The 26,947-nt window shown below is 66.9% G+C and carries 28 protein-coding genes and 1 tRNA gene; 14 read left to right on the top strand and 15 right to left on the bottom strand.

The window, feature by feature from the left end:
- Positions 1-9: 9 nt before the first annotated feature.
- Complete coding sequence (locus AC5WJ1_RS05585) at positions 10-432, bottom strand: hypothetical protein (RefSeq protein WP_240745946.1); 423 nt, start codon at positions 430-432, stop codon at positions 10-12.
- Positions 433-631: 199 nt separating this feature from the next.
- On the opposite strand from AC5WJ1_RS05585, the gene AC5WJ1_RS05580 reads away from it, so the two are divergent.
- Positions 632-1,402, top strand: a complete 771-nt coding sequence (locus AC5WJ1_RS05580; protein ID WP_029049770.1) for a ferredoxin--NADP reductase — start codon at positions 632-634, stop codon at positions 1,400-1,402.
- A gap of 65 nt (positions 1,403-1,467) precedes the next feature.
- Here the strand turns inward: AC5WJ1_RS05580 and AC5WJ1_RS05575 are convergent, their stop codons facing one another.
- Entirely contained in the window at positions 1,468-1,722 is a 255-nt protein-coding gene (locus AC5WJ1_RS05575) for an RNA-binding protein (protein ID WP_135704961.1), read from the bottom strand.
- A 234-nt stretch (positions 1,723-1,956) separates the two neighbouring features.
- Between AC5WJ1_RS05575 and AC5WJ1_RS05570 the strand changes: the two genes are divergently transcribed.
- Positions 1,957-2,310 (top strand): hypothetical protein, encoded by a 354-nt coding sequence (locus tag AC5WJ1_RS05570; protein WP_135704960.1) that lies wholly within the window; start codon positions 1,957-1,959, stop codon positions 2,308-2,310.
- Positions 2,311-2,469: 159 nt separating this feature from the next.
- Here the strand turns inward: AC5WJ1_RS05570 and AC5WJ1_RS05565 are convergent.
- The 6 genes from AC5WJ1_RS05565 to cysS all read right to left on the bottom strand — a co-directional run bounded on the left by AC5WJ1_RS05565 (position 2,470) and on the right by cysS (position 8,797).
- Positions 2,470-2,563, bottom strand: a tRNA-Ser gene (locus tag AC5WJ1_RS05565).
- 130 nt (positions 2,564-2,693) lie between these two features.
- Positions 2,694-3,944 carry an aspartate kinase gene (locus tag AC5WJ1_RS05560; protein WP_063238703.1) on the bottom strand — a complete coding sequence of 417 codons (1,251 nt, stop codon included), beginning with the start codon at positions 3,942-3,944 and terminating at the stop codon, positions 2,694-2,696.
- Positions 3,945-4,077: 133 nt separating this feature from the next.
- Positions 4,078-5,517, bottom strand: a complete 1,440-nt coding sequence (gene tilS, locus AC5WJ1_RS05555) for a tRNA lysidine(34) synthetase TilS (protein ID WP_494476394.1) — start codon at positions 5,515-5,517, stop codon at positions 4,078-4,080.
- The gene (locus tag AC5WJ1_RS05550; RefSeq protein ID WP_029046926.1) at positions 5,483-6,454 is read right to left on the bottom strand and encodes an acetyl-CoA carboxylase carboxyltransferase subunit alpha; all 972 of its coding nucleotides are present in this window, start codon (positions 6,452-6,454) and stop codon (positions 5,483-5,485) included. The genes tilS and AC5WJ1_RS05550 overlap by 35 nt, the downstream gene beginning before the upstream one ends.
- A 115-nt stretch (positions 6,455-6,569) precedes the next feature.
- A complete protein-coding gene (locus tag AC5WJ1_RS05545) occupies positions 6,570-7,424 on the bottom strand; it encodes a DNA-3-methyladenine glycosylase family protein (RefSeq protein ID WP_371704857.1) in 855 nt (284 codons plus the stop codon).
- Complete coding sequence (cysS, locus tag AC5WJ1_RS05540; RefSeq protein WP_133097493.1) at positions 7,409-8,797, bottom strand: cysteine--tRNA ligase; 1,389 nt, start codon at positions 8,795-8,797, stop codon at positions 7,409-7,411. The genes AC5WJ1_RS05545 and cysS overlap by 16 nt, the downstream gene beginning before the upstream one ends.
- Before the next feature lie 213 nt (positions 8,798-9,010).
- Here cysS and AC5WJ1_RS05535 point away from each other — a divergent pair, with 213 nt between their 5' ends.
- The 4 genes from AC5WJ1_RS05535 to AC5WJ1_RS05520 all read left to right on the top strand — a co-directional run bounded on the left by AC5WJ1_RS05535 (position 9,011) and on the right by AC5WJ1_RS05520 (position 11,817).
- A complete protein-coding gene (locus tag AC5WJ1_RS05535; RefSeq protein WP_135704959.1) occupies positions 9,011-9,742 on the top strand; it encodes a tetratricopeptide repeat protein in 732 nt (243 codons plus the stop codon).
- A gap of 72 nt (positions 9,743-9,814) precedes the next feature.
- Positions 9,815-10,399, top strand: coding sequence for a peptidylprolyl isomerase (locus AC5WJ1_RS05530; RefSeq protein ID WP_133097495.1), 585 nt, complete (start codon positions 9,815-9,817; stop codon positions 10,397-10,399).
- Positions 10,400-10,419: 20 nt separating this feature from the next.
- Positions 10,420-10,920: a peptidylprolyl isomerase gene (locus AC5WJ1_RS05525; RefSeq protein ID WP_195429604.1), complete on the top strand. Its 501-nt coding sequence runs from the start codon at positions 10,420-10,422 to the stop codon at positions 10,918-10,920.
- Between the two features lie 99 nt (positions 10,921-11,019).
- Positions 11,020-11,817 (top strand): UDP-2,3-diacylglucosamine diphosphatase, encoded by a 798-nt coding sequence (locus AC5WJ1_RS05520; protein ID WP_133097497.1) that lies wholly within the window; start codon positions 11,020-11,022, stop codon positions 11,815-11,817.
- A 54-nt stretch (positions 11,818-11,871) separates the two neighbouring features.
- On the opposite strand, the gene cysE is transcribed toward AC5WJ1_RS05520, so the two are convergent.
- Together cysE and AC5WJ1_RS05510 are read right to left on the bottom strand one after the other, a co-directional pair.
- Positions 11,872-12,615, bottom strand: coding sequence for a serine O-acetyltransferase (gene cysE / locus AC5WJ1_RS05515; protein ID WP_133097498.1), 744 nt, complete (start codon positions 12,613-12,615; stop codon positions 11,872-11,874).
- Between the two features lie 309 nt (positions 12,616-12,924).
- A complete protein-coding gene (locus AC5WJ1_RS05510) occupies positions 12,925-13,773 on the bottom strand; it encodes an RNA methyltransferase (RefSeq protein ID WP_133097499.1) in 849 nt (282 codons plus the stop codon).
- 192 nt (positions 13,774-13,965) lie between these two features.
- Between AC5WJ1_RS05510 and AC5WJ1_RS05505 the strand changes: the two genes are divergently transcribed.
- From AC5WJ1_RS05505 to AC5WJ1_RS05480, 6 genes are all read left to right on the top strand, one after another.
- Entirely contained in the window at positions 13,966-14,787 is an 822-nt protein-coding gene (locus AC5WJ1_RS05505) for an inositol monophosphatase family protein (protein WP_133097500.1), read from the top strand.
- A 228-nt stretch (positions 14,788-15,015) separates the two neighbouring features.
- Complete coding sequence (locus AC5WJ1_RS05500; protein ID WP_133097501.1) at positions 15,016-15,231, top strand: HP1242/YdcH family protein; 216 nt, start codon at positions 15,016-15,018, stop codon at positions 15,229-15,231.
- 14 nt (positions 15,232-15,245) lie between these two features.
- Positions 15,246-16,385 carry a polyphosphate kinase 2 gene (ppk2, locus tag AC5WJ1_RS05495; RefSeq protein ID WP_243737043.1) on the top strand — a complete coding sequence of 380 codons (1,140 nt, stop codon included), beginning with the start codon at positions 15,246-15,248 and terminating at the stop codon, positions 16,383-16,385.
- Positions 16,386-16,449: 64 nt separating this feature from the next.
- On the top strand, positions 16,450-16,884 hold the full coding sequence (locus AC5WJ1_RS05490) for a universal stress protein (protein WP_133097503.1): 435 nt from the start codon (positions 16,450-16,452) through the stop codon (positions 16,882-16,884).
- Positions 16,885-17,100: 216 nt separating this feature from the next.
- On the top strand, positions 17,101-19,803 hold the full coding sequence (mutS, locus tag AC5WJ1_RS05485; protein WP_494476525.1) for a DNA mismatch repair protein MutS: 2,703 nt from the start codon (positions 17,101-17,103) through the stop codon (positions 19,801-19,803).
- The gene (locus tag AC5WJ1_RS05480) at positions 19,800-20,834 is read left to right on the top strand and encodes a metallophosphoesterase family protein (protein WP_133097504.1); all 1,035 of its coding nucleotides are present in this window, start codon (positions 19,800-19,802) and stop codon (positions 20,832-20,834) included. The genes mutS and AC5WJ1_RS05480 overlap by 4 nt, the downstream gene beginning before the upstream one ends.
- An 83-nt stretch (positions 20,835-20,917) precedes the next feature.
- Here the strand turns inward: AC5WJ1_RS05480 and AC5WJ1_RS05475 are convergent, their stop codons facing one another.
- On the bottom strand, positions 20,918-21,445 hold the full coding sequence (locus tag AC5WJ1_RS05475; RefSeq protein ID WP_029046911.1) for an FKBP-type peptidyl-prolyl cis-trans isomerase: 528 nt from the start codon (positions 21,443-21,445) through the stop codon (positions 20,918-20,920).
- A gap of 11 nt (positions 21,446-21,456) precedes the next feature.
- On the opposite strand from AC5WJ1_RS05475, the gene AC5WJ1_RS05470 reads away from it, so the two are divergent.
- Together AC5WJ1_RS05470 and AC5WJ1_RS05465 are read left to right on the top strand one after the other, a co-directional pair.
- Entirely contained in the window at positions 21,457-22,662 is a 1,206-nt protein-coding gene (locus AC5WJ1_RS05470) for a cupin domain-containing protein (protein WP_195429607.1), read from the top strand.
- A 199-nt stretch (positions 22,663-22,861) separates the two neighbouring features.
- Positions 22,862-23,104 carry a hypothetical protein gene (locus AC5WJ1_RS05465; protein WP_084402413.1) on the top strand — a complete coding sequence of 81 codons (243 nt, stop codon included), beginning with the start codon at positions 22,862-22,864 and terminating at the stop codon, positions 23,102-23,104.
- Positions 23,105-23,181: 77 nt separating this feature from the next.
- Here the strand turns inward: AC5WJ1_RS05465 and AC5WJ1_RS05460 are convergent, their stop codons facing one another.
- The 4 genes from AC5WJ1_RS05460 to AC5WJ1_RS05445 form a co-directional block, all read right to left on the bottom strand.
- Positions 23,182-23,970, bottom strand: coding sequence for an MBL fold metallo-hydrolase (locus tag AC5WJ1_RS05460; protein WP_133097505.1), 789 nt, complete (start codon positions 23,968-23,970; stop codon positions 23,182-23,184).
- A gap of 72 nt (positions 23,971-24,042) precedes the next feature.
- On the bottom strand, positions 24,043-25,275 hold the full coding sequence (gene bamC, locus AC5WJ1_RS05455; protein ID WP_133097506.1) for an NlpB/DapX family lipoprotein: 1,233 nt from the start codon (positions 25,273-25,275) through the stop codon (positions 24,043-24,045).
- A 48-nt stretch (positions 25,276-25,323) separates the two neighbouring features.
- On the bottom strand, positions 25,324-26,208 hold the full coding sequence (gene dapA, locus AC5WJ1_RS05450) for a 4-hydroxy-tetrahydrodipicolinate synthase (RefSeq protein WP_133097507.1): 885 nt from the start codon (positions 26,206-26,208) through the stop codon (positions 25,324-25,326).
- A 148-nt stretch (positions 26,209-26,356) separates the two neighbouring features.
- Positions 26,357-26,944, bottom strand: a complete 588-nt coding sequence (locus AC5WJ1_RS05445) for a class I SAM-dependent methyltransferase (RefSeq protein WP_133097508.1) — start codon at positions 26,942-26,944, stop codon at positions 26,357-26,359.
- Positions 26,945-26,947 lie beyond the last annotated feature (3 nt).

Here is a 26,947-nt window from a genome sequence, read left to right as displayed (position 1 = left end):
GGGCGGCGGCTAGTCGAAATGCGCAAACTGCGCAAACGGGCTGTGTGAATCCATCCAGTCGTCATGCCTGGCCACGGCCGCCCAGGCCCAGTTGGTACGCTGTGGCGCCGGCTTGCCGCCGCAACGATCGTCGTGGTGGCGGCCGGCACGTGGCTGGCTGTCATCTGCGGCAAGCGCGCGGCTTTCTGCGCCAGCTGCGCCGGCTGCATTCGTTCCGTAGTACATCGCGGTGCATTCCTGTTCAAGACCAAGGGCGCCTGCCCTGCAACGCAATGCGATCGTCGGGTCACGGCAGCTTTGCCGGCACGACGGCTGGACGTGCGGCGGGTCTCGGAGCGCAAAAAGCGGGCCATACCGGATTTGGTTGATTTGCGAGGATTTCGCGCCGCAAACCCGGCATACGGGTTTCAGAATTGAAACCCCGGATTTCATCACTGCGCATAACCCTATCCCGGGCGGGGTTCCGTCGACGTGGCCCGGGCACGCCGGCCGCTGCCGTTTTACAATACGCGTCGAAGTGGATCATTGCGTTCCCGTGATCCGCCGCCTTTGCCGGTAACTGCCGACAGGCGCACATGTCCGGTCACCATCCTCCCCGGCGGCTTGCCCGCGGGCCTTGGCGTTTCCTCCGATGAGCAACCTCTACCAGCAATCCATCCTCTCCGTTCACCACTGGACCGACACGCTGTTCAGCTTCACCTGCACGCGCGACCCGGGTTTCCGCTTCGAAAACGGCCAGTTCGCCATGGTCGGCCTGGAAGTCAATGGCCGCCCGCTGCTGCGTGCCTACAGCATCGCCAGCGCCAACTATGAAGAAACCCTGGAATTCTTCAGCATCAAGGTGCCGGATGGCCCCCTGACGTCGCGCCTGCAACACCTGCGCGAAGGCGACCAGATTTTTGTCGGCAAGAAGCCCACCGGCACGCTGCTGGTCGAAAACCTGCTGCCCGGCAAGACCCTGTGGCTGCTGGCCACCGGCACCGGCCTGGCCCCGTTCCTGTCGATCATCCGCGATCCCGAGGTGTATGCCCGCTACGACAAGATCGTGCTGACCCACACCTGCCGCTATGTCGATGAACTGGCCTACCAGCAACTGCTGAACGAGCACCTGCCCGAGCACGAGTACCTGGGCGAGATGGTGCGCGAAAAGCTGGTTTATTTCCCCACCGTCACGCGCGAAGACTTCCACACGCGCGGCCGCATCACCGAGCTGATCGAGTCGGGCGAACTGTTCGAGCGCCTGGGCGTGCCCCCGTTCTCGACCGAGAACGACCGCCTGATGCTGTGCGGCAGCCCCGACATGCTCAAGGAAATCCGCGTCATGCTGGAAGAGCGCGGCTTCGAGGAAGGCAATATGAGCGAGCCCGGCCACTTCGTGCTCGAGAAGGCCTTCGTCGGCTAAGCGCCGGCACTTCGCAGGCGCAGGCCTGCTGCCTGCGGGTCGTCGCGCCCGCAGGTCCTTCCCGCCTATTCGAAGCGCTCCGTGAGCACCATTGCCTCAACCTGGCGCTTCTTCCAGAACAGATGGTTGATGCGCGGCTGCAGCATCCGCAGCGCGGCGTCCTCTACCGCGTTGAAATGCACCGCCACCGCCGGGCGCGAGCCATCCCCCGGCAGTCGCTCGAGCTCGTCGAACGCCGGGAAGCCGTAGCGGATGAGGAAGTCGCGGATCTCGTCGTCGGTGGTTTCCATATCGACGTTCGAAAGCATCAGCACACTCATTGGCTTCTCCTGAAGTCCTGGAAGCCCTTGCGGGCATGTCCCTGAACTAGGTTTATGGCAGGCAAGGCCAGAACGCAAATCGTGGCCCGGGCGGCGTGCCATCGCCCTTCCCAGCCCCGACAGGCGGCTCCGCCCTGCCGGCACCGGCGCCATCGGATTCTGGCAATTCCGGGCGCGGCACATATGATGGTTCTAGGAAGCCGGCCGGCTGCCCGGCAATCGAGGAGGGACAACATGCCGATATCGACAAGATGGCTGCTGACCGGCTTGCTGGCACTGGGCAGCGTCGCGACAGCCCTGGCACAGCAATCCCCGCCGAAGGGGGGCGCCGCAGGTGCCATTTCGGAAGCCGTGCAGGAAGGCGCCAATCCCTACCGCCCGCCGTCGGCTCCCACACTCGACCCCGACCAGATCACGCGCGACAAATGCGAATCGCTGAAAGAGCAGTTCAACGCCACGCCGAAGAAGCGCACGTACCAGTCGACCACCTCGGCGACGCAGAACGCGCAGGGCCGGCCGATTCCGAAGGTCGAGCGCGACAAGTCGCGCAAGGAGCTGCAGCAGGCGTATCGGGATAATTGCACGTAGCGGTGCATGACGGCGCCGGCAGGTCGATGCAGCGGGCCACAGGGAACGGCGCGGCGAATATCGGATCGGCAAATATCGGCGCCACAAAAAACGCGCCACAAAAAACAAAACCCCGGAAGACCGCGATCTTCCGGGGTTCCGCCGCCAATACAGATGTAGTGGCGGAGACGGAGGGATTCGAACCCTCGATCCAGGTTTTGGCCCGGATGCTCCCTTAGCAGGGGAGTGCCTTCGACCTCTCGGCCACGTCTCCCAAACTTGCGTTGTGTGAGGGAGCCACACAACGAAGCGCGTATTCTAGCGACGCCACGCGGGTTGGTCAATGAAAAATCGATGACTCAACACAAAATCTGCAGCGCCGCCAGAAAATGCTTACGAACGGATCACGCCTGTTCCAGTTCGAAGGCCTTGTGCAGGGCGCGCACGGCCAGTTCCATGTACTTCTCGTCGATCAGCACCGAGATCTTGATTTCCGAGGTGGAGATCATCTGGATGTTGATGCCCTCTTCCGACAGCGTGCGGAACATCTTGCTGGCGATGCCCACGTGCGAACGCATGCCAACGCCCACCACCGACACCTTCGACACCTTCGGGTCGCCCGACACGCTGCCGGCGCCGATATGCGTCTTCACGCCGTCGTCCAGGATCGCCAGCGCGCGCTGGTAGTCGGCGCGCGGCACGGTGAAGGTGAAATCGGTCTTGCCGTCGACGGACTGGTTCTGGATGATCATGTCGACGTCGATGTTGGCGTCGGCGATCGGGCCCAGGATCTGGTAGGCGATGCCCGGCTTGTCCGGCACGCCCAGAACGGTGATCTTGGCCTCGTCACGGGCAAAGGCGATGCCGGAGATGACGGCTGCTTCCATTTCAGACTCTTCCTCAAAAGTGATCAGCGTGCCCGAGTGCATTTCCTGCTCGAGCGGCATAAGCGGGTCGGTCAGCGACGACAGCACGCGGGTCTTCACGCGGTACTTGCCGGCGAATTCCACCGAGCGGATCTGCAGCACCTTGGAGCCGAGGCTGGCCATTTCCAGCATTTCCTCGAAGGTGATCTGGTCCAGGCGGCGGGCGTCCTCGACCACGCGCGGGTCGGTGGTGTACACGCCGTCGACATCGGTGTAGATCAGGCACTCGTCGGCTTCGATCGCGGCGGCGATGGCCACGGCCGAGGTGTCCGAGCCGCCGCGGCCCAGCGTGGTGATGTTGCCGTCGTCGTCGATGCCCTGGAATCCGGTGATCACGACCACGCGGCCGGCGTCGAGGTCGCCGAGGATGCGCTCGTCGTCGATCGATTCGATACGCGCCTTGGTGTACGACGAGTCGGTCTTCACCGGCACTTGCCAGCCGGTGTAGCTGACCGCGTCGATGTTCTCGCCGTGCAGGGCGATAGCCAGCAGTGCCACGCTGGCCTGCTCGCCGGTGGAGGCGAGCATGTCCAGTTCACGCGGATTGGGCTGCGGCGAAATTTCCTTGGCGAGTCCCAGCAGGCGATTGGTCTCGCCCGACATGGCCGAAGGCACCACGACTACGCGGTGACCGGCGCGGTGCCACTTGGCAACGCGCTTGGCGACATTCTTGATGCGTTCCGTGGAACCCATCGAAGTGCCGCCGTATTTGTGAACGATGAGAGCCATCTTCTTGTCGACGCCAGCGATTGTGCAAAGCCCTTGAAAATACACGAACAAGGCTTGTCAGGCAAGGCGAAGCCGAGGTTTGCGGGCTTTCCCGATGTGATCGACGCGCTTCGTCATTGCCGCGGCGAGGCGTTCAGCGCGCCGCGCCCGGCACTTGCGGCGGCTGCGCATGCCATTCGACGCGCCAGCGCGGTGCCGCCGCCTCGGCCGGCCAGCGGCGGTGCATGCCGAGTCCGGCGGCAAGCACGAGGGTGTCGCCTGCCCACAGCAGCGGCAGCCACGCCCGGCGCCAGGCGGGGATGCCAGCCTCCTGGCAGGCTTGCTTGAGCGCGCGTGCCGGGCCTCCGGGCCGCAGCACCAGCCGTTCGCCGCCGGCACGCGGCGCCAGCCGCAGCGGCTGGCGCAGCACGGCTTCGGGCACGCCGAAGCTGTCGTCGCGGAAGAAGCGCAGCTCGCCGCGCCATGCGGGCACGACGATGCGGTCCTCGCCGCGCCAGTCGAGCGACACGGTTTCGGGAGGCTGCGCGGGCGGCGGCGTGCACGCCAGCACGCGGCCGCGGAAGCGGCGCAGGACTAGGCCGTCATGGGCGATGGCTGGCTCGCCGCCCTCGTGCGCGACCAGTTGCGCGCGCATCGCCGCAAGGCGCGCGGTCGATGGCGCGCGCGTGCCGAGGTCGCGCAGCCACAGCCGCAGCACCGCATCGGCCTGCGCCGCCGGTAGTGCGCGCAAACCGGCTAGATCGAGTTCGGCGAGCGTATCGGCATCGCGGCCCGGATGCGCCAGCTGCGCCATCGCGGCGGCGGCCAGCTGGTCGATCAGCTCGTTGGCCTGCGCGAAATGCGCCGCGGCCTGGGCCACGTTGGCGAGCAATGCAGGGAAAGCCGTCACCAGCGCCGGCAGGTGCGCTCGCAGGGCGTTGCGGGCATAGCGCGCGTCGGCATTGGAGGGATCGTCGATCCAGCGCAGCGCATTGGCGGCGCAGTAGGCATCGATCTCATCGCGGCTCAGGTCCAGCCACGGCCGCAGCAGCATCACGCCGCTGTGCGCTTCGAGCGGGCGCAGCGCGGGCATGCCGGCCATGCCGGCCACCCCGGCGCCGCGAAACAGCCGCAGCAGCACGGTCTCGACCTGGTCGTCCTGGTGATGCGCGAACAGCAGCAGGCGCGCCCCGCTGTCGGCGCACATCGCCGCCAGCGCTGCATAGCGCGCGCGGCGCGCGGCAGCTTCCACGCCCTCGCCCGCCGCCTGCCGAACCGCGACCCGGCGCACGAAATAGCCGATCTGCCACTGCCCGCACAACTCCTCGCAGAAGCGGTCCCATTCGTCGGCGGCATCCTGCAGGCCGTGATGCACGTGCAGCGCGACCACGCGCGCCGCCGTGCCCTGCGTGGCGGCGCGCGCGGCATGCAGCAGCGCGACCGAATCGCGTCCGCCCGACAGCGCCACCGCGATCACCGGCGCGCCGCTCCCAGAAACAACAAAGGCCGCACCGCCCTGCAGGGCCTGTGCGACCTTGTCGGTCAGCCGGGCGGACGGATCATTCCGGGGCGCCGGTTTCCTTGAACTTGCCATAGGCCAGCAGGCGTTCGTAGCGGCGCGCCTGCAGTTCCTTCACGCTGATGCCCTGGAACTGGCGCAGCGACTCGGCCAGGGTGCGCTTTAGCAGCGCCGCCATGGCCTTGTGATCGCGGTGCGCGCCGCCGAGCGGCTCGTTGACGATCTTGTCGATCAGGCCCAGCGCCTTCAGGCGGTGCGCGGTCAGGCCCAGCGCCTCGGCGGCTTCCGGCGCCTTCTCGGCGGTCTTCCACAGGATCGAGGCGCAGCCTTCCGGCGAGATCACGGCATAGGTGGCGAACTGCAGCATCTGCACCACGTCGCCGACGGCGATCGCCAGCGCGCCGCCCGAACCGCCTTCACCGATGATGGTGGCGATCAGAGGCACCTTCAGGCCGGCCATCACGTACAGGTTGTGGCCAATGGCCTCGGACTGGCCGCGCTCTTCCGCGTCGATGCCGGGGAATGCACCCGGGGTGTCGACGAAGGTGAAGATCGGCAGGCCGAACTTGTCCGCCAGTTCCATCAGGCGCTTGGCCTTGCGGTAGCCCTCGGGCTTGGGCATGCCGAAATTGCGCAGGGCGCGCTCTTTCGTGTCACGGCCCTTCTGGTGGCCGATCACCATGCACGCCTGGCCGTTGAAGCGCGCCAGGCCGCCGACGATCGACAGGTCGTCGGCAAAGGTGCGGTCGCCGTGCAGTTCGTGGAAATCGGTAAAGATCTCGCGCACGTAGTCCAGCGTGTAGGGACGCTGGGGGTGGCGGGCGATTTGCGCAACCTGCCACGGGGTCAGGTTGGCATAGATGTCTTTGGTCAGCTGCTGGCTCTTGCCGGCCAGCCGCGAAATCTCTTCGGAAATATCGACAGCCGAATCGTCCTGCACGAAGCGCAGTTCTTCGATTTTTGCCTCGAGTTCGGCAATGGGCTGCTCAAAATCCAGGAAGGTGGTTTTCATAAAATCACACGTACCTGTCTGTGAAGGGGCGCATTCTACCGGAAATTGGCCGCTATCTTAGCGCCTGCCAGATAGCGTGCAACGCACCTGCTTCTGATTTTTGTTGTTCCGATGCCTAGTACGTCACAGGCAACGGGTCCAGACTACGCCACATATACCAGGTTGCCACCGTCCGCCACGGTTCCCAGTTGGCCGCCACCTCGCGCGCCTCGCTGCGCGTGACCGGTTCTCCGCTGAAATAGTTGGCGGAAATCGCATTGATCAGGCCGATATCGTCGAGCGGCAGCACGTTGGGCCGCATCAGATTGAACATCAGGAACATCTCGGCCGTCCAGCGGCCGATGCCGCGGATCTGCGTCAGCTCCGCGATCACCGCTTCGTCGTCCATCTGCGCCCATTCGGCCACGTGCACCCGGCCCGCCTTGAAGTGGTCGGCCAGGTCGATCATGTACTCGGCCTTGCGCTTGGACAATCCGCAGCCGGCCAGCTTCTCGGTGCCCGCGCGCAGGAACTGTGCCGGCGTCAGCTTGGGACAGGCCGTGTGCAGGCGCTCCCACACCGACTGCGCCGCCTTGACCGAGATCTGCTGGCCCACCACGGCGCGCGCCAGCGTGACGAAGGGATCGCCGCGCGACACCAGGTGCGCCGGGCCGTAGCTCGGGATCATCTTGCGCAGGATGCGGTCGCGCTTCATCAGGTCGGCGCAGGCTTCGTCCCAGTAAGCGGGACGGACCGCGTCAATGACGGTCTCGACCGGCAGCGGCAGCGCGTCGGCCTCGGGCAATACCGCCTTGGCGTTGCGCGTGGACTTGGCCACCGCCTTGCCCGCCGCCTTGCCGTCGGACAGCGGTGCCTCGCTGGCGCTCGCCTTGGCCGGACGCGGGCCGGCCGCCTTCGACCGGCCGGCGGCTGCCGGCACGGCGGTGGCGTTGGCGGGCTTGCGCGCGGCAGCGTTCAAGCACGCCTCCACTCGGTCGCGCCACCCGGCTTGTCTTCCAGCACGATGCCGGCGGCAAGCAGTTCGGCGCGGATGCGGTCGGCTTCGGCGAAGTTGCGCTCGGCCTTGGCCGCCTTGCGCGCGGCGATGCTGGCTTCGATTTCCTCGGCGCTGGGGCCGTCCGCGGACTTGCCGCCCTGCAGGAAGGTATGCGGATCGCGCTCGAGCAGCCCCAGCGTGCCGGCCAGCGCCTTGAGCTGGCGCGCGGCGCTGGTGGAGCCGGTGCGGTTGATCTCGCTGGCCAGGTCGAACAGCACCGACATCGCGATCGGCGTGTTGAAGTCGTCGCCCATGGCTTCGGCGAAGCGCTTCGCGTGCGGCTCTTCCCAGTCGACCGCGCAGCCGCCGGGCTGCGTGTCCTTCAGCGCGGTGTACAGGCGCGTCAGCGCATGGCGCGCGTCGTCCAGGTGCGCGTCGCTGTAGTTGAGCGGGCTGCGGTAGTGCGCGCGCAGGATGAAGAAACGCACGACTTCGGCGTCGTACGCCTTCAGCACTTCGCGGATCGTGAAGAAATTGCCAAGCGACTTGGACATTTTTTCGTCGTTGATGCGCACGAAACCGTTGTGCATCCACATGTTGACGAACGGCTTGCCGCTGGCCCCTTCCGATTGCGCGATCTCGTTCTCATGGTGCGGGAACTGCAAATCCGCCCCGCCGCCATGGATGTCGAAATGCTCGCCCAGCAGCGCGCAGCTCATGGCAGAGCATTCAATGTGCCAGCCCGGCCGGCCGCTGCCCCACTTCGACTCCCACTTGGTCTCGGGCGGCTCGCTGGCCTTGGCGGATTTCCACAATACGAAGTCGAGCGGGTCCTGCTTGGCGTCGTTGGCACTGACGCGCTCGCCCGCGCGCAGGTCTTCCAGCGACTTGCCGGACAACTTGCCATAGCCGTCGAACTTGCGCACCGAGTAGTTCACGTCGCCATCGCTGGCCTGGTAGGCCAGGCCCTTCGCTTCCAGCTTGCCGATCATGTCGAGCATCTGCGGCACGTAGTCGGTCGCGCGCGGCTCGTGGTCGGGACGGATCACGCCCAGCGCGGCGGCGTCTTCGTGCATGTACTGGATGAAGCGCGTGGTCAGCGCGCCGATGGTCTCGCCATTCTCGGCGGCGCGGCGGATGATCTTGTCGTCGATATCCGTGATGTTCTGCACATATGTCACCTCGTAGCCGGCGGCACGCAGCCAGCGATGCACCATGTCGAACACCACCATCACGCGCGCGTGGCCGACGTGGCAGTAGTCGTACACCGTCATGCCGCAGACATACATGCGGACCTTGCCGGGTTCGATGGGCACGAATGGCTGCTTCTCACGCGCGAGCGTGTTGTAGATGTTCAGAGGCTGCATGAAACGAAGTGAATGGTCGGGGGAGGCGGCACTGGCGCCACTGGCGCAATTCCGCCGCGCCCCATATCTTACCGGAAGGCGATGTGCCGGTAGACCGCGCGCCGGGGATTTGCCGCGGCCGCCCGCGCTTGCCGACGCTTGCCCGGACCATGGCTTTAGTGCCGGCCGTGCCGCTTTGCTAGAATGCCGCGGAGTATAACGGACCTGTCTTCAATGAGCCTGCTGCTGCCCTCCTCGCCTACCGCCGCGCTCGCCGCCGCGCTTCGCCCGCGTCCCGCATTGGCCGCCACGGCTGCCCTGGCCCTGGCCGCAGCGCTGGCCGGGCCCGCGCAGGCCCAGCAGGGACCGCTGTCGCTACCCGCGCCCACGTCGCCGCTGGACGGCATCCGCTCGACCGACCCCGGCATGACCCAGGCCCAGCAGGCCGCCAACGCGCGCCGCTATGACGACGCCATCAAGGGCTTCGACCGCGTGATCGCGGCCAATCCGCGCAACGCGCAGGCACGGTTCCAGCGCGCCTGGGCGCTGGCGCAGTCCGGGCGCGAGGACGCCGCCATCCAGGCCTTCACGGAAATGGCGGCGGACTTCCCCGAATTGCCCGAGCCGCACAACAACCTGGCGCTGCTCTATGCCAAGCGCGGCGACCTGAAGCGCGCCGAGGCCGAACTGCTGCTGGCCACCGAGGTCAAGCCGGCCTTTGCAATCGCCTACACCAATCTGGGCGACGTCTACCGCCGCCTGGCCGAGCAGGCCTATGCGGAGGCGCTGCGCCGCAATCCGGCCGATACCCGTGCGAGCGCCGGGCTGCGCCAGTTGCGCCCGGAGGCAGCCACCGGCACGCCCGCGGCGACGGGCACGACCGGGACCGCGGGCGTGCCGTCCGGCAACCGCAAGCCGGCTCCGGCACAGCGCGCGGCCCCGGCCAGCGCCCCGGCAGCCAACTGACGCCCCTGCCAAGAATGTCCGGGCGCAATGGCGTCCGGGCCGTTTGCATCCCGACTCACCGGAGTTCCACCCATGATCCGTTCCCGTCGCATCGCCCTGGCCGCACTGACCGCAGGCGCGCTCGCGTTGTCGTCGTTCAGCGCGCTGGCGCAGCAGAAGGCCGCCGAGCGCGTCCAGTTCGTCACCAGCGCCGGCAAGTTCACGGTCGAACTGTACCCGGACGTCGCGCCCAAGACCGTGGCCAACTTCCTGGAATATGTAAAGAGCGGCTTCTATAGCGGCACCATCTTCCATCGCGTGATCAACGGCTTCATGGTGCAGGGCGGCGGCTTCGACCGCGACATGAAGGAAAAGCCCACGCGCGCGCCGATCCCGCTGGAAGCCCGCGGCGGCCTGAAGAACAAGGCCGGCACGCTGGCCATGGCGCGTACCAGCAACCCCGACTCGGCCACCGCGCAGTTCTTCGTCAATGTGGTGGATAATCCGAATCTCGACTACCCGCAGCCGGACGGCAACGGCTACGCAGTCTTCGGCAAGGTGGTGGAAGGCATGGACACGATCGACAAGATCAAGAGCGTGCCGACCACGGCCTACGGCCCCATGCGCAATGTGCCGGCCTCGCCGATCGTGATCGAGTCGGCCACTGTCGTCAAATAACACACCGAACAGAGGAAACCATGTCCAAGGTCCAGCTTCAAACCAACCAGGGTGTCATCACCATCGAACTCGACGCCGAGAAGGCGCCGAAATCGGTCGAAAACTTCCTGTCGTATGTCCGCAAGGGCCACTATGACAACACCATCTTCCACCGCGTGATCAAGAACTTCATGATCCAGGGTGGCGGTTTCGAGCCCGGCATGAAGCAAAAGAGCACCGACGCGCCGATCGAGAACGAAGCCGGCAATGGCCTGAAGAACGACCGCTACACCGTGGCCATGGCACGCACCAACGCGCCCCACTCGGCCACCGCTCAGTTCTTCATCAACGTGGTCGACAACGACTTCCTGAACTTCACCTCGCCGACGCCGCAGGGCTTCGGCTACGCCGTGTTCGGCAAGGTAGTGGAAGGCACCGACGTGGTCGACCAGATCAAGGGCGTGCGCACCGGCAGCTCGGGCTTCCACCAGGACGTGCCGCTGGAAGACGTGGTGATCGAGAAGGCCACCGTCGTCGAGTAATTGTCGACTAAATCGTCGACCAAGCGTCGAGCAAGCCATGCACCCTGATTGCGGTTACGTGCACCCGGCCCGGCCGGCACTTCCCTCCCGGCCCCGCGCATGACCGCAATCCCCCGCACGCCGGTGGCCGGTCCCCTCGAGGTACAGGCGCCGGCGTGGTTCATTTCAGACCTGCATCTCACGCCCGGCATGCCACGTACGCTGGCAGCCTTCGAGCGCACGCTCGAGCGCGCCGCGCACGACGCGCGCACGCTGTTTATCCTGGGCGATTTCTTTGAATTCTGGATTGGCGACGAGGAAACCGACTCGCCGTTCGCACAACGCGTGGCCGGTGCCCTGCGCGCGCTGGCCGCGCGCGGCGTTGCCGTGTACCTGATGCATGGCAACCGCGACTTCCTGCTGGGCACGCGCTTTGCCGCCGCCGCAGGCGCGCAGTTGCTGCCCGATCCCACGGTGATCGATTGCGCCGGCCAGCGCGTGGTGCTCAGCCACGGCGACATGCTGTGCATCGACGACGAGCGCTACAACCGCTTCCGCCGCTGGACCCGCAAGGGCTGGGTGCAGCGGCTGTTCCTGGCGCTGCCGCTGCGTACGCGCCTGGGGATCGCGCGCAAGCTGCGTGCGGACAGCGAAGGCAACCGCGCGCGGCAGGCCGCCGAGGGCAACGGCGTACCGATGGTCTACGGCGACGTGACGCCCACTGCCGCGGCCGAACTCTTCGGCATGGCCGGGACCAGGCTGATGGTGCATGGCCACACCCATCGCCCGGCGCGCCACGAACACGCCGCGGGCGTGCGCTGGGTGCTGACCGACTGGGACCTGGACGGGCGCCATCCGCGCGCCGCCGTGCTGCAGCTCGACGGCGGCGGTTTCCGATTGCTGCCGCAGACCGACTGAGATCGCGCAAGATCGCGCGAAAAAAAAGCGGCCGTTGCCGGCCGCCCTCTTTCCCTACTTCATCAGCTTGCGCAACTCGCTCGCATCGAAGCGGTCGTTCGGCGTGTTCTCCAGGTGCTCGCCCAGCCGGTCCAGCGCGGCCAGCACGGCCTCGATGCGCTCGTGCTGGCGCGCGGCATTGTCGATCAGGCTCTTGAGCGCCAGCGACACCGGGTCGTCGGCGTTCGGCGTGATGCCATAGGCCGAGAACTCCTGCTTGGCGCCCTGCTGCGCCGCCGGCGCATCGGGCAGGATGATGCGCGCCGGCACGCCCACCGCGGTTGCGCCCGGCGGCACCGGCTTGAGCACCACGGCGTTGGAGCCCACGCGCGCGCCGTCGCCCACCACGAAGCCGCCCAGCACCTTGGCGCCCGCGCTCACCACCACGTTGGCGCCCAGCGTCGGATGCCGCTTCTGGCCCTTGTACAGCGAGGTGCCGCCCAGCGTCACGCCCTGGTAGATGGTGCAGTCGTCGCCGATCTCGGCGGTCTCGCCGATCACCACGCCCATGCCGTGGTCGATGAACACCCGGCGCCCCAGCCTCACCGCCGGATGGATCTCGATGCCGGTCAGGAAGCGCGACCAGTGCGAGATCCAGCGTCCCAGCCAATGGAAGCCCCCGTTCCAGCACGCGTGCGCAAAGCGGTGGAAGACCACGGCGTGCAGGCCGGGGTAGCAGGTCAGGATTTCCAGGCGGCTGCGCGCGGCGGGATCGCGCAGCATGATCGTGTCGATATCTTCCTTAAGGCGAGAGAACATCTTGGTCGTGTCGTGTTGCCGCGCCGTGCGCCGCGCCACGCGAGACTTGCGCCTGGGGCAGGGTCGCCGGCGAGGTCGGTGGCCGGTGGGGACGGGATCAGGGAGTGTAAGTGATTTGCGGCCGGCGTTCTGGCGCCGGCCATTGGCCCCGGATCCGTCAGGGATTTTGCAGCGGCAGTGCGGCGATCAACATCGCCCCGGCGCGCGCCAACCTGCCGCGACGGGCCGACAGCGTGCGCGCTTGCCACGTACGCCTGCGTCGTCCGTTCTCGGAATGCTGCGGGTTGCTGCCACTGTGCGTCTCTCCAGTTACGACTTGCGGTCCGGCTGGCCCTGCGCCATCAGCATATGCTTGGCGATGCCGCGCAGGATGTTGACTTCCTCGCGCTCCAGCCCGCTGCGGGCAAGCAGCCGGCGCAGCCGCGGCATCAGCTTGCGCGGATTGGCGGGGTCGAGAAAGCCGATCGCTTCCAGGCCCGCCTGCAGGTGCCCGAACATGGCCTCGACCTGCTCCGCCGTGGCCGGCTCACCAGCATAGCCGATATTGGCGCCCGCGTCCGCCGCCGCAACGGCAGGCGGAGCTGCATCGAGCAGCGCCAGCCGCATCTCGTAGGCGATCAGCTGCACGGCCTGCGCCAGGTTGAGCGAGGCATAGGCGGGATTGGCGGGGATATGCGTGACCGCCGCGCAGCGCTCGACCACGTCGTTGGGCAGGCCATAGCGCTCGTTGCCAAAGACAAAGGCGATGTCGCCGCTGCCGGCCAGCGTCTGGCATGCGCGCGCCGCAGCGGCGCGCGGCAGCAGCCGCGGCGGCCCGAACTCGCGCTGGCGCGCGGTCATGGCCACGGTCAGCGCCGCGCCGGCCAGGGCCGCGTCGATCTGGTCGACGATCACGGCGCCAGCCAGCACATCGTCGGCGCCGCTGGCCATGGCGATGGCGTCGGCATGGCCCAGCACGCCGGGTTCGCGCGGCGAGACCAGCACCAGGCTGCCGAAGCCCATGGTCTTGATCGCGCGCGCGACCGAGCCGACGTTGCCCGGGTGGCTGGTCTCGACCAGCACGAAGCGCACACGGCCGAAGGCATCGGGTTCTGCGCCGGCTGCGTGCGGCGCATCAGGCTCGCCTGTTGGGCGGCTCGTATCATTTGCCGGGTTCATATACAATTCGGGGTTCTTCTCTGGCGCGGCGCCAGGTCATGACGTGCCTGCGAGACTCTCGCGGCACATCCAGTAACCAGACCGGCGACGCCCTGCGTTCTTCTACAATCCGTTGTGTTGTCAGCTGCCCATGAGCGGGCGCGCGGTGCCGTGGCGCCCCGCCGCATCTTCATGGCCGGCCTGGAGAGATTCATGCATCCGATGCTCAATATCGCCGTCAAGGCGGCCCGCAAGGCGGGATCCATCATCAACCGCGCGTCGCTCGACGTCGATCTGGTGCGCGTCTCGCGCAAGCAACACAACGATTTCGTTACCGAGGTCGACCGCGCCGCCGAAGCCGCGATCATCGAGATCATCCGCACCGCCTACCCGGAACACGCCATTCTAGCGGAAGAGTCCGGCCAGTCCTGGGCCGAAGGCGAAGACGCCCACGAATACACCTGGGTCATCGACCCCCTCGACGGCACCACCAACTTCATCCACGGCTTCCCGCAGTACGCGGTCTCGATCGCCCAGCTGCACCGCGGCACGCCGGTGCAGGCCGTGGTCTACGATCCGACCCGCGACGAGCTGTTCACCGCCAGCAAGGGCGCCGGCGCCTTCCTGAACAACCGCCGCATCCGCGTGACCCGCCGCGACAAGCTGGCCGACTGCCTGATCGGCACCGGCTTCCCGTTCCGCGACCTGGAAGGCGTGGATGAATACCTCGAGGTCTTCTCGCTGATGACGCGCAGCTGCGCCGGCCTGCGCCGCCCGGGCGCCGCCGCGCTGGACCTGGCCTATGTCGCCTGCGGCCGCCTGGACGGCTTCTTCGAGCGCGGCCTGAAGCCGTGGGACATGGCCGCCGGCATGCTGCTGATCACCGAGTCGGGCGGCCTGGTCGGCAACTACAACGGCGAGCCGCGCCAGATGGAGCAAGGCGAAGTGCTGGCGGGCAACCCCAAGGCCTTTGCCCAGATGGTGCGCCTGCTGTCGCCGTACTCGCTCGACAACGCCAAGCCGGCCACTGCCTGAGTCGGTGGCATGGCCTGATGGCCATCGCCCGCAACACAAACGCCCGCCGCGCCCCGGCGGGCGTTTTGCTTTGCGGCCGCAGCGCTTGCCGGCGCGCAGAGACTATTCGCATATTTCCCGCCGCCCCGGCCGACCATGATCCCCGTCAAGGTCGCGCCGCCCTGCCCTCCCCAGAATGAATCCAAGCGCCACGCCCCGTGCGCGCGGATCAAGCCGAGGAGAGCCCGCATGTTTCCTGAATACCGCGACAAGATCTCGCTCCTGAAGACGCAGGACGCCCACTTCGCCCGCCTGTTCCATCGCCACAATGCGCTGGACCAGGAGATCCACAACATGGAGTCCGGCCTGGTGCCGGCCTCGGGCTTCGAAATCGAGCGGCTGAAAAAGGAGAAGCTACAGATCAAGGATCAGCTCTACCAGATCCTGCGCCAGCGTGTGGCCTGAACGAAGGACTGCACATGACCGATCGCAATACGCCTGCCGCCCATGCCCACGCCCATGCGCACGCTCATACCCACGTCACTTCGCAGCCCCATGTCCGCCCTGCTGCGCGCGGCGATGTGCTGCCGACCAACACGGCCCTGTCGGCCGAACGCAATGAAATCAGCGATGCTGTCGATGCCGCCGTGCAAGTGGCCGCCAGCAGCATGCAGGACGTTCTCGCCAGCCGCGCCGGCCAGGGCGCCAGCATGCTCGACGCCATGCGCACGCTGCTCGACGGCCTGGCGCCCGATGAGGCCGCGCAGCTGCGCAGCCTGATCCTGGAAGGCGATCCCGGCGCCTGGCAGGCGGGCCGCCGGCGCCAGCCCGACGATGAACTCGCGGCCGGCTGGCGCGACGGGGCGTACCCTTACCAGAACCTGATGTCGCGCCGCAATTACGAAAAGCAGAAATACCGGCTGCAGGTAGAACTGCTCAAGTTCCAGGCCTGGGTGCGCGAGACCGGGCAGCGCGTGGTAATCCTGTTCGAAGGCCGCGATGCCGCCGGCAAGGGCGGCACCATCAAACGCTTCATGGAACACATGAACCCGCGCGGCGCCCGCGTGGTGGCGCTCGAAAAGCCGACGGAATCCGAACGCGGCCAGTGGTATTTCCAGCGCTACGTGCAGCACCTGCCGGCCGCCGGTGAAATCGTGCTGTTCGACCGCTCCTGGTACAACCGCGCCGGCGTCGAACACGTGATGGGCTTCTGCTCCTCGCGTGAGTACCAGGACTTCCTGCAGCAGGCCCCGGAGTTCGAGCGCCACCTGGTACGCAGCGGCATCCACCTGTTCAAGTTCTGGTTCTCGGTCAGCCAGAAAGAGCAGCGGCGCCGCTTCCGCGAACGCGAGATCCATCCGCTCAAGCAGTGGAAGCTCAGCCCGGTCGACATTGCGTCGCTCGACAAATGGGACGAGTACACGCGCGCCAAGGAGGCGATGTTCGCGCATACCGACACCGCCGACGCGCCGTGGACGGTGATCCGCTCGGATTGCAAGAAGCGCGCGCGGCTCAATGCGCTGCGCTACATCCTGGCGCGCTTCCCCTATGCCAACCGGGACACCACCGCCATCGGCCAGGCCGATCCACTGATCGTCGGGCGCGCGCTGGCCAACTGATTCCCGGGCGGCAACGCAGGACGCCGCCTGCCCTCTTTCGCCTTACTCACCAGAAAAGGACCCCATGTTCAAGCACATCCTGCTCCCCGTCGACGGCTCGGAGCTTTCGCACAAGGCCGTTTCCGCCGCCATCCAGTTTGCCCGCACCACGGCGGCCAGGCTCACGCCATACATGTGCGTGGAGAGCTATCCGTATGTGCTGTCCAGCGACAGCTCGCACGAAAAGCGCGAGGTGTACCAGCAGCGCGTGGAAGCCGAGGCGCGCCAGGAACTCGCCAAGGTCGAGGCCGCGGCAGCGCTGGCGGGGGTGCCGTGCACCAGCCACGTCTCCAGCGCCTCGGTGCCGTACCAGGGCATCATCCATGCCGCCAGGGAACTGGGCTGCGACGTCATCTTCATGGCCTCCCACGGCCGCAAGGGACTCAGCGGGCTGCTGCTGGGCAGCGAAACGCAGAAAGTGCTGACCCATAGCGACATCCCTGTGCTGGTATTCCGCTGATCCAGGGCCGTACACCCCGTCTGCGGCGCATCGGCGGCGGCACCGTGCTGTACCATATCGCCCATATTCGAAAACGCCCCTTCGTGCCGCGGCCACAGGCCGCCGGACCAGTGCCCGGCCGCCCCCGCGGGGGCGCTTTTCCGCGACACGCAAGGCGGCGCTCCGAGCGGATCGGGCGGCACAACGCAGGCCCACCGCCAGACAGGCTAAATGGCAATGGGATTGCAGAAGAAAACCGACCCTGAACAGGCACAGGCAGACGCCGCAGGCAGCCGCCACACGCCAATGATGCAGCAATACCTTCGCATCAAGGCAGACCACCCCGACACCCTGCTGTTCTATCGCATGGGTGACTTCTACGAGCTGTTCCACGACGACGCCGAAAAGGCCGCGCGCCTGCTCGACATCACGCTGACCGCGCGCGGCGCCTCGAATGGCGTGCCGATCCGGATGGCCGGCATTCCCTTCCATTCGGCGGACCAATACCTGGCACGGCTGGTAAAGCTCGGCGAGTCGGTGGCCATCTGCGAGCAGATCGGCGATCCCGCCACCAGCAAGGGACCGGTAGAGCGCAAGGTGGTGCGCATCGTCACGCCGGGCACGCTGACCGACGCGGCGCTGCTGCCGGACAAGGTCGACACTTTCCTGATGGCGGTGCACCAGCAGACCACGCGCCGCGGCATCAGCAAGACCGGGCTGGCGTGGCTGAACCTGGCCAGCGGCGAACTGCGCCTGATGGAGTGCGAGGTGGCGCAACTGGGCCGCGAGCTTGAGCGCATCCGCCCGGCCGAACTGCTCTATGCCGACGGCATCGACCTGCCGGCGCTGGCCTGCGCGCGCACGCGCCTGCCCGAATGGCATTTCGACCAGGATGCGGGCTCGCGCCGGCTGCGCGAGCAGCTGGGCGTGGCGAGCCTCGATCCGTTTGGCTGTGCCGGTCTGGGCGCGGCGATCGGCGCCGCCGGCGCGCTGCTGAACTACGCAGCCACCACGCAGGGCCAGTCGCTGCGCCACGTGCAGGGCCTGAAGGTAGAGCGCGAGTCGGAATACATCGGCCTGGATTCGGCCACGCGCCGCAACCTGGAACTGACCGAGACGCTGCGCGGCGGCGAGTCGCCGACGCTGTTCTCGCTGCTGGATACCTGCTGCACCACGATGGGCAGCCGCGCGCTGCGCCACTGGCTGCACCATCCGCTGCGCGACCCGGCCGTGCCGCAGGCGCGGCAACAGGCCATCGGCGCGCTGATCGACCAGGGTACCGATACGCTGCGCGCCGCGCTGCGCCGGCTGGCCGACGTCGAGCGCATCACCTCGCGCCTGGCACTGCTGAGCGCGCGCCCGCGCGACCTGTCCTCGCTGCGCGACACGCTGCGCGCACTGCCCGACGTGCAGGCCTGCATCCGCGACGAACAGGACAGCGCGCTGCTGGCGCAGACTCTGCAGGACCTGGCCGTACCGCAGGCGTCGCTGGACCTGCTGGTGCGCGCGGTCGCCGAGGAACCCGCGACCGTGGTGCGCGACGGCGGCGTGATCGCACGCGGCTACGACACCGACCTGGACGAGCTGCGCGATATCTCCGAGAACTGCGGCCAGTTCCTGATCGACCTGGAAGCGCGCGAACGCACGCGCACCGGCATCGCCAACCTGCGCGTCGAGTTCAACCGCGTGCATGGGTTCTATATCGAGGTCACCAACGGCCAGGCCGACAAGGTGCCCGACGACTACCGCCGCCGCCAGACGCTGAAGAATGCCGAGCGCTATATCACGCCCGAGCTGAAGTCGTTCGAGGACAAGGCGCTGTCGGCGCAGGACCGCGCGCTCGCGCGCGAGAAGCAGCTTTACGATGGCCTGTTGCAGGCACTGCTGCCGCATATCGGCGAGCTGCAGCGCGTGGCCGGCGCGCTGGTGCGCCTCGATGTGCTGGCGGCGCTGGCCGAGCGCGCGCAGACGCTGGACTGGTCCGCGCCCGAGCGTGTGCGCGAGAACGTGGTCGACATCGTGCAGGGCCGCCACCCGGTCGTGGAAGGCCAGCTGGCAGCGGAATCGGTGGCGTTTATCGCCAACGACTGCCAGCTCAACGAAGCGCGCAAGCTGCTGCTGATCACCGGCCCCAACATGGGCGGCAAGTCGACCTTCATGCGCCAGACCGCGCTGATCGTGCTGCTGGCCTGCGTGGGCGCCTACGTGCCGGCGCGGCGGGCCGTGATCGGCCCGATCGACCGCATCTTTACCCGCATCGGCGCGGCTGACGACCTGGCCGGCGGGCGCTCCACCTTCATGGTGGAAATGACCGAAGCCGCCGGCATCCTGCACCACGCCACGCCGTCTTCGCTGGTGCTGATGGACGAGATCGGCCGCGGCACGTCCACCTTCGACGGGCTGGCGCTGGCGTGGGCGATCGCGCGCCACCTGCTGTCGCACAACCGCAGCCATACGCTGTTCGCGACGCACTATTTCGAGCTGACGCAGTTGCCGCAGGAATTCCCGCAGGCCGCCAACGTGCACCTGTCCGCGGTCGAGCACGGTGACGGCATCGTATTCCTGCATGCGGTGCAGGATGGCCCCGCCAGCCAGAGCTATGGCCTGCAGGTGGCGCAGCTGGCCGGCGTGCCGCAGCCGGTGATCCGCGCCGCGCGCAAGCACCTGGCATGGCTGGAGCAGCAATCGGCCGATGCCACGCCGACGCCGCAGCTCGACCTGTTCGCGGCGCCGACGCTGCCGGACACCGATGACGACGATGACGACAAGGGCGAAAGCCATGCCGCGGCCACGCCGCAGCGGGCCGCACTGGCTCCGGAGCATGCCGCGCTGATCGACACGCTGGCCGACCTGGACCCGGACAGCCTGACGCCGCGTGCCGCGCTCGATGCGCTGTACCGGCTCAAGTCGCTTGCAGGCGAGGCGGTCGGCACGGCATGAACGCCAGGCGCCGGCACGCCGGCCGCATCCTAGCCGCGGCATTGCTGCTGTGCGCGGCCAGTACCGCATGGCCGGCACCCGCCGGCCGCGGGGGCAAGGCCGCGCCCAAGCCGAAGGTGATGCGCGTCGCGCTGATCGCCGACCTGCCGCAATGGCCTGCCGCCGAGGCCAACGCCACCGCACTGCTCGACAGCTTTGCCGAACGCAGGCTCGACCTGGTGATCCACGCCGGCGGCATCAAGGGCGATACCGAATCCTGCAGCGACGCCATCCTGACGAGCCGCCAGCAGCTGCTGGCGCAGTCGCCGTTGCCGCTGCTCTACGTGCCGGGCGAAACCGACTGGGCCGAATGCCGGCTCCCGGTCAACGGCAAGTTCGACTCGGTCGAGCGGCTGAACCGCCTGCGCGAGCTGTTCTTCCCCGAGGACGCCACGCTGGGACAGCATCCGCGCCCGGTGGTGCGGCAGTCCGACCAGGCCCTGTTCCGCACCTTCCGCGAGAACGCGCGTCTCGTGCTCGGCGACATCCTGATCGTCGGCCTAAACGTGCCTGGCGACAACAACCACTACCGCAACGAGGGCGGGCGCAACAGCGAGTTCGAAGACCGGCGCGAGGCTAACCGCCAGTGGCTGGCACGCGCGTTCTCGCTGGCGCGGCAGCGCGACATGAATGGCATCGTCGTGGTGGCCCATGCCGACCCGCACTTCGCCAACGGCTGGGAGAAGAAAGGCCGCCCGACGCTGCTGGACGGGTTCATGCGCCACCGCACGCGCGACGGCTACCTGGAATTCAAGCGCCAGCTGCGCGACCTGAGCGCGCGCTTTCCCGGCCAGGTGCTGCTGGTGCATGCCGGCGAGAGTGGCTTCGGCATCGACAAGCCGCTGCGCGACAACGCCGGCAAGGTGCTGCAGAATTTCACGCGGGTTTCGCTGCCGGACAATACGGTGGCGCAATGGACCGAGCTGGTGATCACGCCGAACGCGGCGGCGCCGTTCTCGGTTTCGCTCCGGGACGCGCCGGCCACGCCCTGAGCCGCGGTGCCACGCCCATGCAAAACGCCCATGAAAAAAGCCGGCTAGGCCGGCTTCCTTCATGGGCCACGGAGGGCGCGGGATCAGTGCAGCGTGCGCGGGGTATCGTCGTCCTCGTCCTCGTCCACCACCTCGATACCCGAGGCGCCGTGGGCGTGGCCGTGCTCGATTTCCTCGGCGGTGGCCTCGCGCACTTCCGAGACCTTCAGCCAGAAGCGCAGCGCCATGCCGGCCAGCGGATGGTTGCCATCCAGCACCACCTTGTCTTCGGCCACGTCGGTCACGGTGTAGATGACGGAGTCTTCTTCATCGCCGTCCTCGGGCATGCCTTCGAACTGCATGCCGACTTCCAGAGGCTCGGGGAAGCGATCGCGCGGCTCGACCTTGACGAGTTCGGCATCGTAGTCGCCGAAGGCATCTTCGGGCTCGAGCTGCAGCTGGGTCTCGAAGCCGGTGTCATGGCCGTCGAGCGCTTCCTCGATCTTGGGGAACGTGCCATCATACCCGCCGTGCAAATAGACCATGGCTTCATCTGACTCTTCGATCAGATTGCCTTGCGCGTCCGACAGCTTGTACATCACGGACACTACCGTGTTCTTAGCGATTTTCAATTCTTGACTCCATGAACGATTCCGCATTATACGCACAGGCCCTGCCCCCTGGCCCCGTCGATCCAGACACTCCGCTCGACCTGCTTGGTGGCATGACGCCGGCTGCATTCATGCGGGATGTCTGGCACCGCAAGCCACTGCTGATTCGACAGGCGGTACCCGGAATCGTGCCGCCTGTGTCGCGCGATGCGCTTTTCGACCTTGCCGATCGCGACGAAGTCGAATCGCGCCTGGTGACGCACTTCCGCAATCGCTGGAAGCTCGAACATGGTCCATTTGCGCGCGAAAACCTCCCCGCCGTCAAGACCCGCCAGTGGACTTTACTGGTGCAGGGCGTGAACCTGCACGATGCCGCAGCGGCCGAGCTGATGGGCCGCTTCCGCTTCGTGCCCGACGCGCGCCTGGACGACCTGATGATCAGCTACGCGTCCGATGGCGGCGGCGTCGGTCCGCACTTCGATTCCTACGACGTATTCCTGCTGCAAGTCTCGGGCCGGCGCCGCTGGCGCATCTCGTCGCAGACCAGCCTGGAGCTGGTCCCGGACATGCCGCTGAAGATCCTTGCCGATTTCAGCGCCGAGGAGGAATGGGTGCTGGAGCCGGGCGACATGCTGTACCTGCCGCCGCAATACGCCCACGACGGCGTCGCCGAAGGCGAATGCATGACCTGCTCGATCGGCTTCCGCGCGCCGGCCTACCGCGAACTGGCGGGTCACTTCCTGGCGTGGCTGTCCGAGACGGTGGAGGACAACGAAGACCTGGGCGGGCGCTACGCCGATGCCGGCGAACGTGCGGCGACGAAGCCCGCGCAACTGCCCGCCGGTATGGCCAAGGCCGTGGCCGAGCGGCTCAAGGCGCTGCAATGGAATTCGCAGATGGTGTCGGAATTTCTTGGCTCCCATCTGTCAGAACCGAAACCCGGGGTCGAATTCGCGGAGATATCCGACCTGCCGCAGCGCCGTTATGAGAAACTTGCGGCCCAGCATGGCGTCGTTCTTGCACCCGCCTCGATTGCACTTTACGACCGGAACAATTTCTTCCTCAATGGGGAAGCCTACGAGCCGCCGGCCGAATTGATGCCCTGGCTGAAGAAGCTGGCCGATAATCGCCACCTTAGTGGCGATGATGTTGCCGCATGTGCCGTTCTTCCTGACCTGATGGAGACTTTTCATCACTGGACACAGGAGGGATGGCTACAATTGGGACCCCGGCTGTAATAATGCGTAACATTGCAATTCAGTAAATTTCGGCGCTACACAAGCCGGGAAAACGCGGATATAATCGTTGGCTGGCTAGTACTGTGGACCACTGCATATGTCGGCACCCGGGAGGGCCTCTATTTTGCAGTTCAAGAGCGATAATTACCGGTAATTATTCATCGCCTGTTTTCCGTTATTACAAGTTAAAGGACGAACAATGAAGAAGTCTCTCCTGATCGCATCGCTGCTGGCCGCTGTTGCTCTCGCCGCTTGCGGCAAGAAGGAAGAACCGGCTGCTCCGGCCGCTGACACGGCTGCTCCGGCTGCCGCCGCTCCGGCTGCTGAAGCTTCGGCTCCCGCTGCTGAAGCCCCGGCTGCTGCCGCTGCTGACGCCTCGGCCCCGGCTGCTGAAGCCTCGGCTCCGGCTGCTGACGCTTCGGCTCCGGCTGCCAAGCAGTAATCGGTTTCGACCGACAAAAAAACCGGCCTTCGGGCCGGTTTTTTTTATTGGGCGCCGCAAGGCGCGTCGTGCTCGGTTCAGGCACGCACCGCTTGCCAGTCCAGCCCCATTTCCTGATCGGCTACCAACACTTCCGAAGGCAACGCGCCCAGCGCCGCAGCCAGCGCGCCCGTTGCCAGCTCACGCGTGTTGTTCTGCTTGCTCAGGTGTGCCGCCACGACGCGGTTCAGGCCGGCATGCGCGACCTGCCCCAGGATGCTCGCCGCCACCTCATTGGCCAGATGGCCGAAGTCACCGCCAATCCGCCGCTTCAGCGACGCCGGGTAGACCGAGTTGCGCAGCATCTCGCGGTCGTGATTGCACTCCAGCACCAGCGCATCGACACCTGAGAGGCGCGCCGTCACATAGGGCGTTTCCATGCCCGCGTCGGTCAGCACGCCCAGGCGCGACTGCCCATCGGACAGCACGAACTGCAGCGGCTCGCGCGCGTCGTGCGGGACCGTGTATGGCATTACCTGGATGCCGCCAATGGCAAAGGCGTGGTCTGCGCCGCAGACGCGCACATCGGCAAGGTCGGCGCCACGCATATGCGAGGTCGCCAGCCAGGTGCCGTGGCTGGTGTGGACCGCCAGCCGGTGCCGTGCCGCAAAGGCGTAGGCCGAGCCGACATGGTCGCCATGCTCGTGCGTGACCAGCACGGCGTCGAGTTGGTCCGGCGTGACGCCAAGCCGCTCCAGGCGCCGCGCGGTCTCGCGGATGCCGAAGCCGCAATCAAGCAGCACGCGCGTGGTGGTGGTGTCTTCGCGGGATTCGATCAGCAGCGAGTTGCCCTCGCTGCCGCTGCCGAGGAAGGCGAAGCGCATCATGGCCACGCCCTCCCCGCCGTGCAGTTGGCAGGCCGGCCAGAACGGCCGGTGGTTGAGCCGGTCACCGCCGGCTCAGTGCAGTTGCTCGTCGAGCAGCGACAGGATGCGCTTGCCGATTTCGCCGTTCTCAGGCTGGCCGGCATCGTTGAGCACCGTCACCAGCGTGCCGCTGCCGGTACCCTTGAGCGCCACGCGGTATTTCTTGGCGGTCTTGGGATCATCCGGCTTGGTGAACAGCTTGGAGAAGAAGCCACGGTTGTCGACGTTGGTGCGCGGATCCACGTAGCGCACGTAGTACAGGCCCTGGGCACGGTCGCGGTCTTCGATGGTGAAGTTGACGCGATCCAGCGACAGGCCGACCGAGCGCCAGGCGCGATCGAATGGCTCCGGCAATTGCAGCGCCGGGGCGCCATTGACCTGGGCCAGGTAAGACTTCTGTGCAGCGCCGCCGGCTGCGGCAGCCGTAGCACCGGCTGCGCCAGCCGCGGCCGCATCGGCCGTCGCGGCGCTGCTGCCGGCCGCCGCCGGATTCTTGGCCATGCGGTCGGCCTGTTCCTTCTGCACGCCCAGGCGTTGCGCCAGGCGCGACAGGAACTCGGCTTCCAGCTCGGGATCGGCCGGCCGCGGGGTCCAGACGGTGCTGGACTTGTCGATGCCGGTCAGTTGCTCCTGCGCGCCGCGGTGGCTGATGAACACTTCCAGCGTGCCGTTCTGCGCACGCTCGACGCGGGTGCGGAACTTGTCGCGCTCGGAGGTCGAGTACAGGCCGTCGAACACCTTGCCGATGGTATTGCGGATGATGTCCTGCGGGATCTTGGCGCGGTTCTCGGCCCAGTCGGTCTCCATGATGCCGGTCTCGGGCGAGTCCTGCACCAGCAGGAAACCGCTTTCCTGCCAGAAACCACGCAGTTGCTGCCACAGCTGGTCGCCGCGCATGCCGTTGCTGATCACCAGCCAGCGCGTGTTGCCGTCGCGCTCCATGCGGATGCCCTGCGCCGAGGGCAGTACGTTCTCGGTCGGGGATTGCTCGCGCACCTTGGTCGCCTGGCTATAGGTCGACAGCGTCGAAGTGCCGTTGGCATCGGGCACCGAGTAGCGGCGGTCGCCTTCCAGCTTGGTCAGGTCGGGCGGGATGTCCAGCGTAGGGGTGCGCTTCGACGCCGACGACTTGTAGTCGATCTTGTCGGGCTGCATCGCTTCGTTGAGGCTGCTGCAGCCGGTGATCACGCCCGCGGCCAGCACGGGCACAACCAGGGCGGCGCGGCGGACTTGCGTCGCGCCGCGGCGGTTAAGCTTCGATTTCATTGACACGCAATCCTAGTTGAGGGAGCGACAGCAAGACGCCGCGGTAAATCAGGCCAGCAGGCCGGCGGCGGCCAGTGCCTTGCGTACGGTTTCGTGGTTGGATTCCGACAGCGGGGTCAGCGGCAGGCGGATGCCGCCTTCCATCTTGCCCATCTGCTGCAGGGCCCACTTCACCGGGATCGGATTGGCTTCGACGAACATGGCCTTGTTCAGTCCGATCAGTTCCATGTGCAGGCGGCGCGCGGTGACGACGTCGCCCTTCAGTGCCGCCGCGCACATCTCGTGCATCTTGCGCGGGGCCACGTTCGCAGTGACCGAGATATTGCCCTTGCCGCCCAGCAGGATCAGCGCGACCGCGGTGGGATCGTCGCCGCTGTAGATGGCAAAGCTTTCCGGCGCGTCGTTGATCAGCTGCGCGGCCCGGTCGATATTGCCCGTGGCTTCCTTGACGCCGACGATGCCCGGCACCTGCGCCAGGCGCAGGATGGTGTCGTTGCTCATGTCGGCAACGGTGCGGCCCGGCACGTTGTACAGCAGCACCGGCAGCTCCACCGCTTCCGCGATGGTGCGGAAATGGCGGTACATGCCTTCCTGGGTCGGCTTGTTGTAGTACGGCACGACCTGCAGCGATGCGTCGGCACCCACCTTCTTGGCGAAGGCGGTCAGCTCGATGGCCTCCTTGGTGGAGTTGCCGCCGGTGCCCGCGATGATCGGGATGCGCTTGCCGGCCTGTTCCACGGCCACGCGGATCAGCTCGCAGTGCTCCTCGACGGAAACCGTCGGGGATTCACCGGTCGTGCCGACGATCACGATGGCGTCGGTACCCTCGGCGACGTGCCAGTCGACCAGTGCGCGCAGGGCCGGGAAGTCCAGGCTTCCGTCCTCATGCATCGGAGTGACGATGGCGACGATGCTGCCGGTAATCTGTGTCATAACGTTAAGGAATTCGGGATGCGAATAACGGGATTGTACCGGAACCGCAGGCGGCTTCGACCGCCGGCGGCAGGCAGGATGACTCGGGGTTGATACCAACTGTTTCAACGTGTGCAGCGGCATTCTCGCCGACAGCGCACACGCGCTTTCAGGGGTCCAGGCGGTAGCGTGCCGGGGTGGCCGCATCCGGCACGGCGGCGGCCTCGCGCACCGCACACAGGCGCTGCACGAAGGCCGTTTTCGGCACTTCCTGCACGCCGTCTTCATAGGCGATGACGCGCAGTCCATGCGTGCGCGCCACATCGAGCAACTCTCCGGGACGGAGCAGAAAGTCGGGCCGCGACGGCTTGCCGACGGTCTCGTTGCCCGCCGCGAAGGTCTCGTAGAGCCACACCCCACCCGGCGCCAGCGCCGCGGCCAGGTGCGGCCACAGCGGCCGGTGCAGGTAGTTGGTGACGACGATGGCGTCGAACGGCGCCTCGTCGGCCAGCGGCCAGGCCCCCTGCTCCAGGTCGGCCACGCGCCCGGTCACGCCGGACGGCAGCGCGGCAATGGCGGCGGCATCGCGGTCAACTGCCAGCACCGCATGCCCGCGCGCGGCCAGCCAGGCGGCATGGCGGCCGCTGCCACAGGCCAGATCAAGCACGCGGGCACCGGGACGCAGCAGGTGCGCCCAGCGGGTGACCCAGGCGGAAGGTGCGGACAGGCCGGCATGCGGCGCTGGAACGTCGCTCATGGC

This window comes from Cupriavidus sp. MEYA8, from assembly GCF_059278825.1.
The sequence above is the reverse complement of the archived record's forward strand: the minus strand, read 5'-3'. Positions and strand labels throughout refer to the sequence as shown.

Bases quoted from the DNA above. Each gene is read 5' to 3' on its own strand.
- AC5WJ1_RS05585 (WP_240745946.1), bottom strand. From the start codon at position 432: ATGAAATCCGGGGTTTCAATTCTGAAACCCGTATGCCGGGTTTGCGGC.
- AC5WJ1_RS05580 (WP_029049770.1), top strand. From the start codon at position 632: ATGAGCAACCTCTACCAGCAATCCATCCTCTCCGTTCACCACTGGACC.
- AC5WJ1_RS05575 (WP_135704961.1), bottom strand. From the start codon at position 1,722: ATGAGTGTGCTGATGCTTTCGAACGTCGATATGGAAACCACCGACGAC.
- AC5WJ1_RS05570 (WP_135704960.1), top strand. From the start codon at position 1,957: ATGCCGATATCGACAAGATGGCTGCTGACCGGCTTGCTGGCACTGGGC.
- AC5WJ1_RS05560 (WP_063238703.1), bottom strand. From the start codon at position 3,944: ATGGCTCTCATCGTTCACAAATACGGCGGCACTTCGATGGGTTCCACG.
- tilS (WP_494476394.1), bottom strand. From the start codon at position 5,517: ATGGCAAGTTCAAGGAAACCGGCGCCCCGGAATGATCCGTCCGCCCGG.
- AC5WJ1_RS05550 (WP_029046926.1), bottom strand. From the start codon at position 6,454: ATGAAAACCACCTTCCTGGATTTTGAGCAGCCCATTGCCGAACTCGAG.
- cysS (WP_133097493.1), bottom strand. From the start codon at position 8,797: ATGCAGCCTCTGAACATCTACAACACGCTCGCGCGTGAGAAGCAGCCA.
- AC5WJ1_RS05535 (WP_135704959.1), top strand. From the start codon at position 9,011: ATGAGCCTGCTGCTGCCCTCCTCGCCTACCGCCGCGCTCGCCGCCGCG.
- AC5WJ1_RS05530 (WP_133097495.1), top strand. From the start codon at position 9,815: ATGATCCGTTCCCGTCGCATCGCCCTGGCCGCACTGACCGCAGGCGCG.
- AC5WJ1_RS05525 (WP_195429604.1), top strand. From the start codon at position 10,420: ATGTCCAAGGTCCAGCTTCAAACCAACCAGGGTGTCATCACCATCGAA.
- AC5WJ1_RS05520 (WP_133097497.1), top strand. From the start codon at position 11,020: ATGACCGCAATCCCCCGCACGCCGGTGGCCGGTCCCCTCGAGGTACAG.
- cysE (WP_133097498.1), bottom strand. From the start codon at position 12,615: ATGTTCTCTCGCCTTAAGGAAGATATCGACACGATCATGCTGCGCGAT.
- AC5WJ1_RS05510 (WP_133097499.1), bottom strand. From the start codon at position 13,773: ATGAACCCGGCAAATGATACGAGCCGCCCAACAGGCGAGCCTGATGCG.
- AC5WJ1_RS05505 (WP_133097500.1), top strand. From the start codon at position 13,966: ATGCATCCGATGCTCAATATCGCCGTCAAGGCGGCCCGCAAGGCGGGA.
- AC5WJ1_RS05500 (WP_133097501.1), top strand. From the start codon at position 15,016: ATGTTTCCTGAATACCGCGACAAGATCTCGCTCCTGAAGACGCAGGAC.
- ppk2 (WP_243737043.1), top strand. From the start codon at position 15,246: ATGACCGATCGCAATACGCCTGCCGCCCATGCCCACGCCCATGCGCAC.
- AC5WJ1_RS05490 (WP_133097503.1), top strand. From the start codon at position 16,450: ATGTTCAAGCACATCCTGCTCCCCGTCGACGGCTCGGAGCTTTCGCAC.
- mutS (WP_494476525.1), top strand. From the start codon at position 17,101: ATGGGATTGCAGAAGAAAACCGACCCTGAACAGGCACAGGCAGACGCC.
- AC5WJ1_RS05480 (WP_133097504.1), top strand. From the start codon at position 19,800: ATGAACGCCAGGCGCCGGCACGCCGGCCGCATCCTAGCCGCGGCATTG.
- AC5WJ1_RS05470 (WP_195429607.1), top strand. From the start codon at position 21,457: ATGAACGATTCCGCATTATACGCACAGGCCCTGCCCCCTGGCCCCGTC.
- AC5WJ1_RS05465 (WP_084402413.1), top strand. From the start codon at position 22,862: ATGAAGAAGTCTCTCCTGATCGCATCGCTGCTGGCCGCTGTTGCTCTC.
- AC5WJ1_RS05460 (WP_133097505.1), bottom strand. From the start codon at position 23,970: ATGATGCGCTTCGCCTTCCTCGGCAGCGGCAGCGAGGGCAACTCGCTG.
- bamC (WP_133097506.1), bottom strand. From the start codon at position 25,275: ATGAAATCGAAGCTTAACCGCCGCGGCGCGACGCAAGTCCGCCGCGCC.
- dapA (WP_133097507.1), bottom strand. From the start codon at position 26,208: ATGACACAGATTACCGGCAGCATCGTCGCCATCGTCACTCCGATGCAT.
- AC5WJ1_RS05445 (WP_133097508.1), bottom strand. From the start codon at position 26,944: ATGAGCGACGTTCCAGCGCCGCATGCCGGCCTGTCCGCACCTTCCGCC.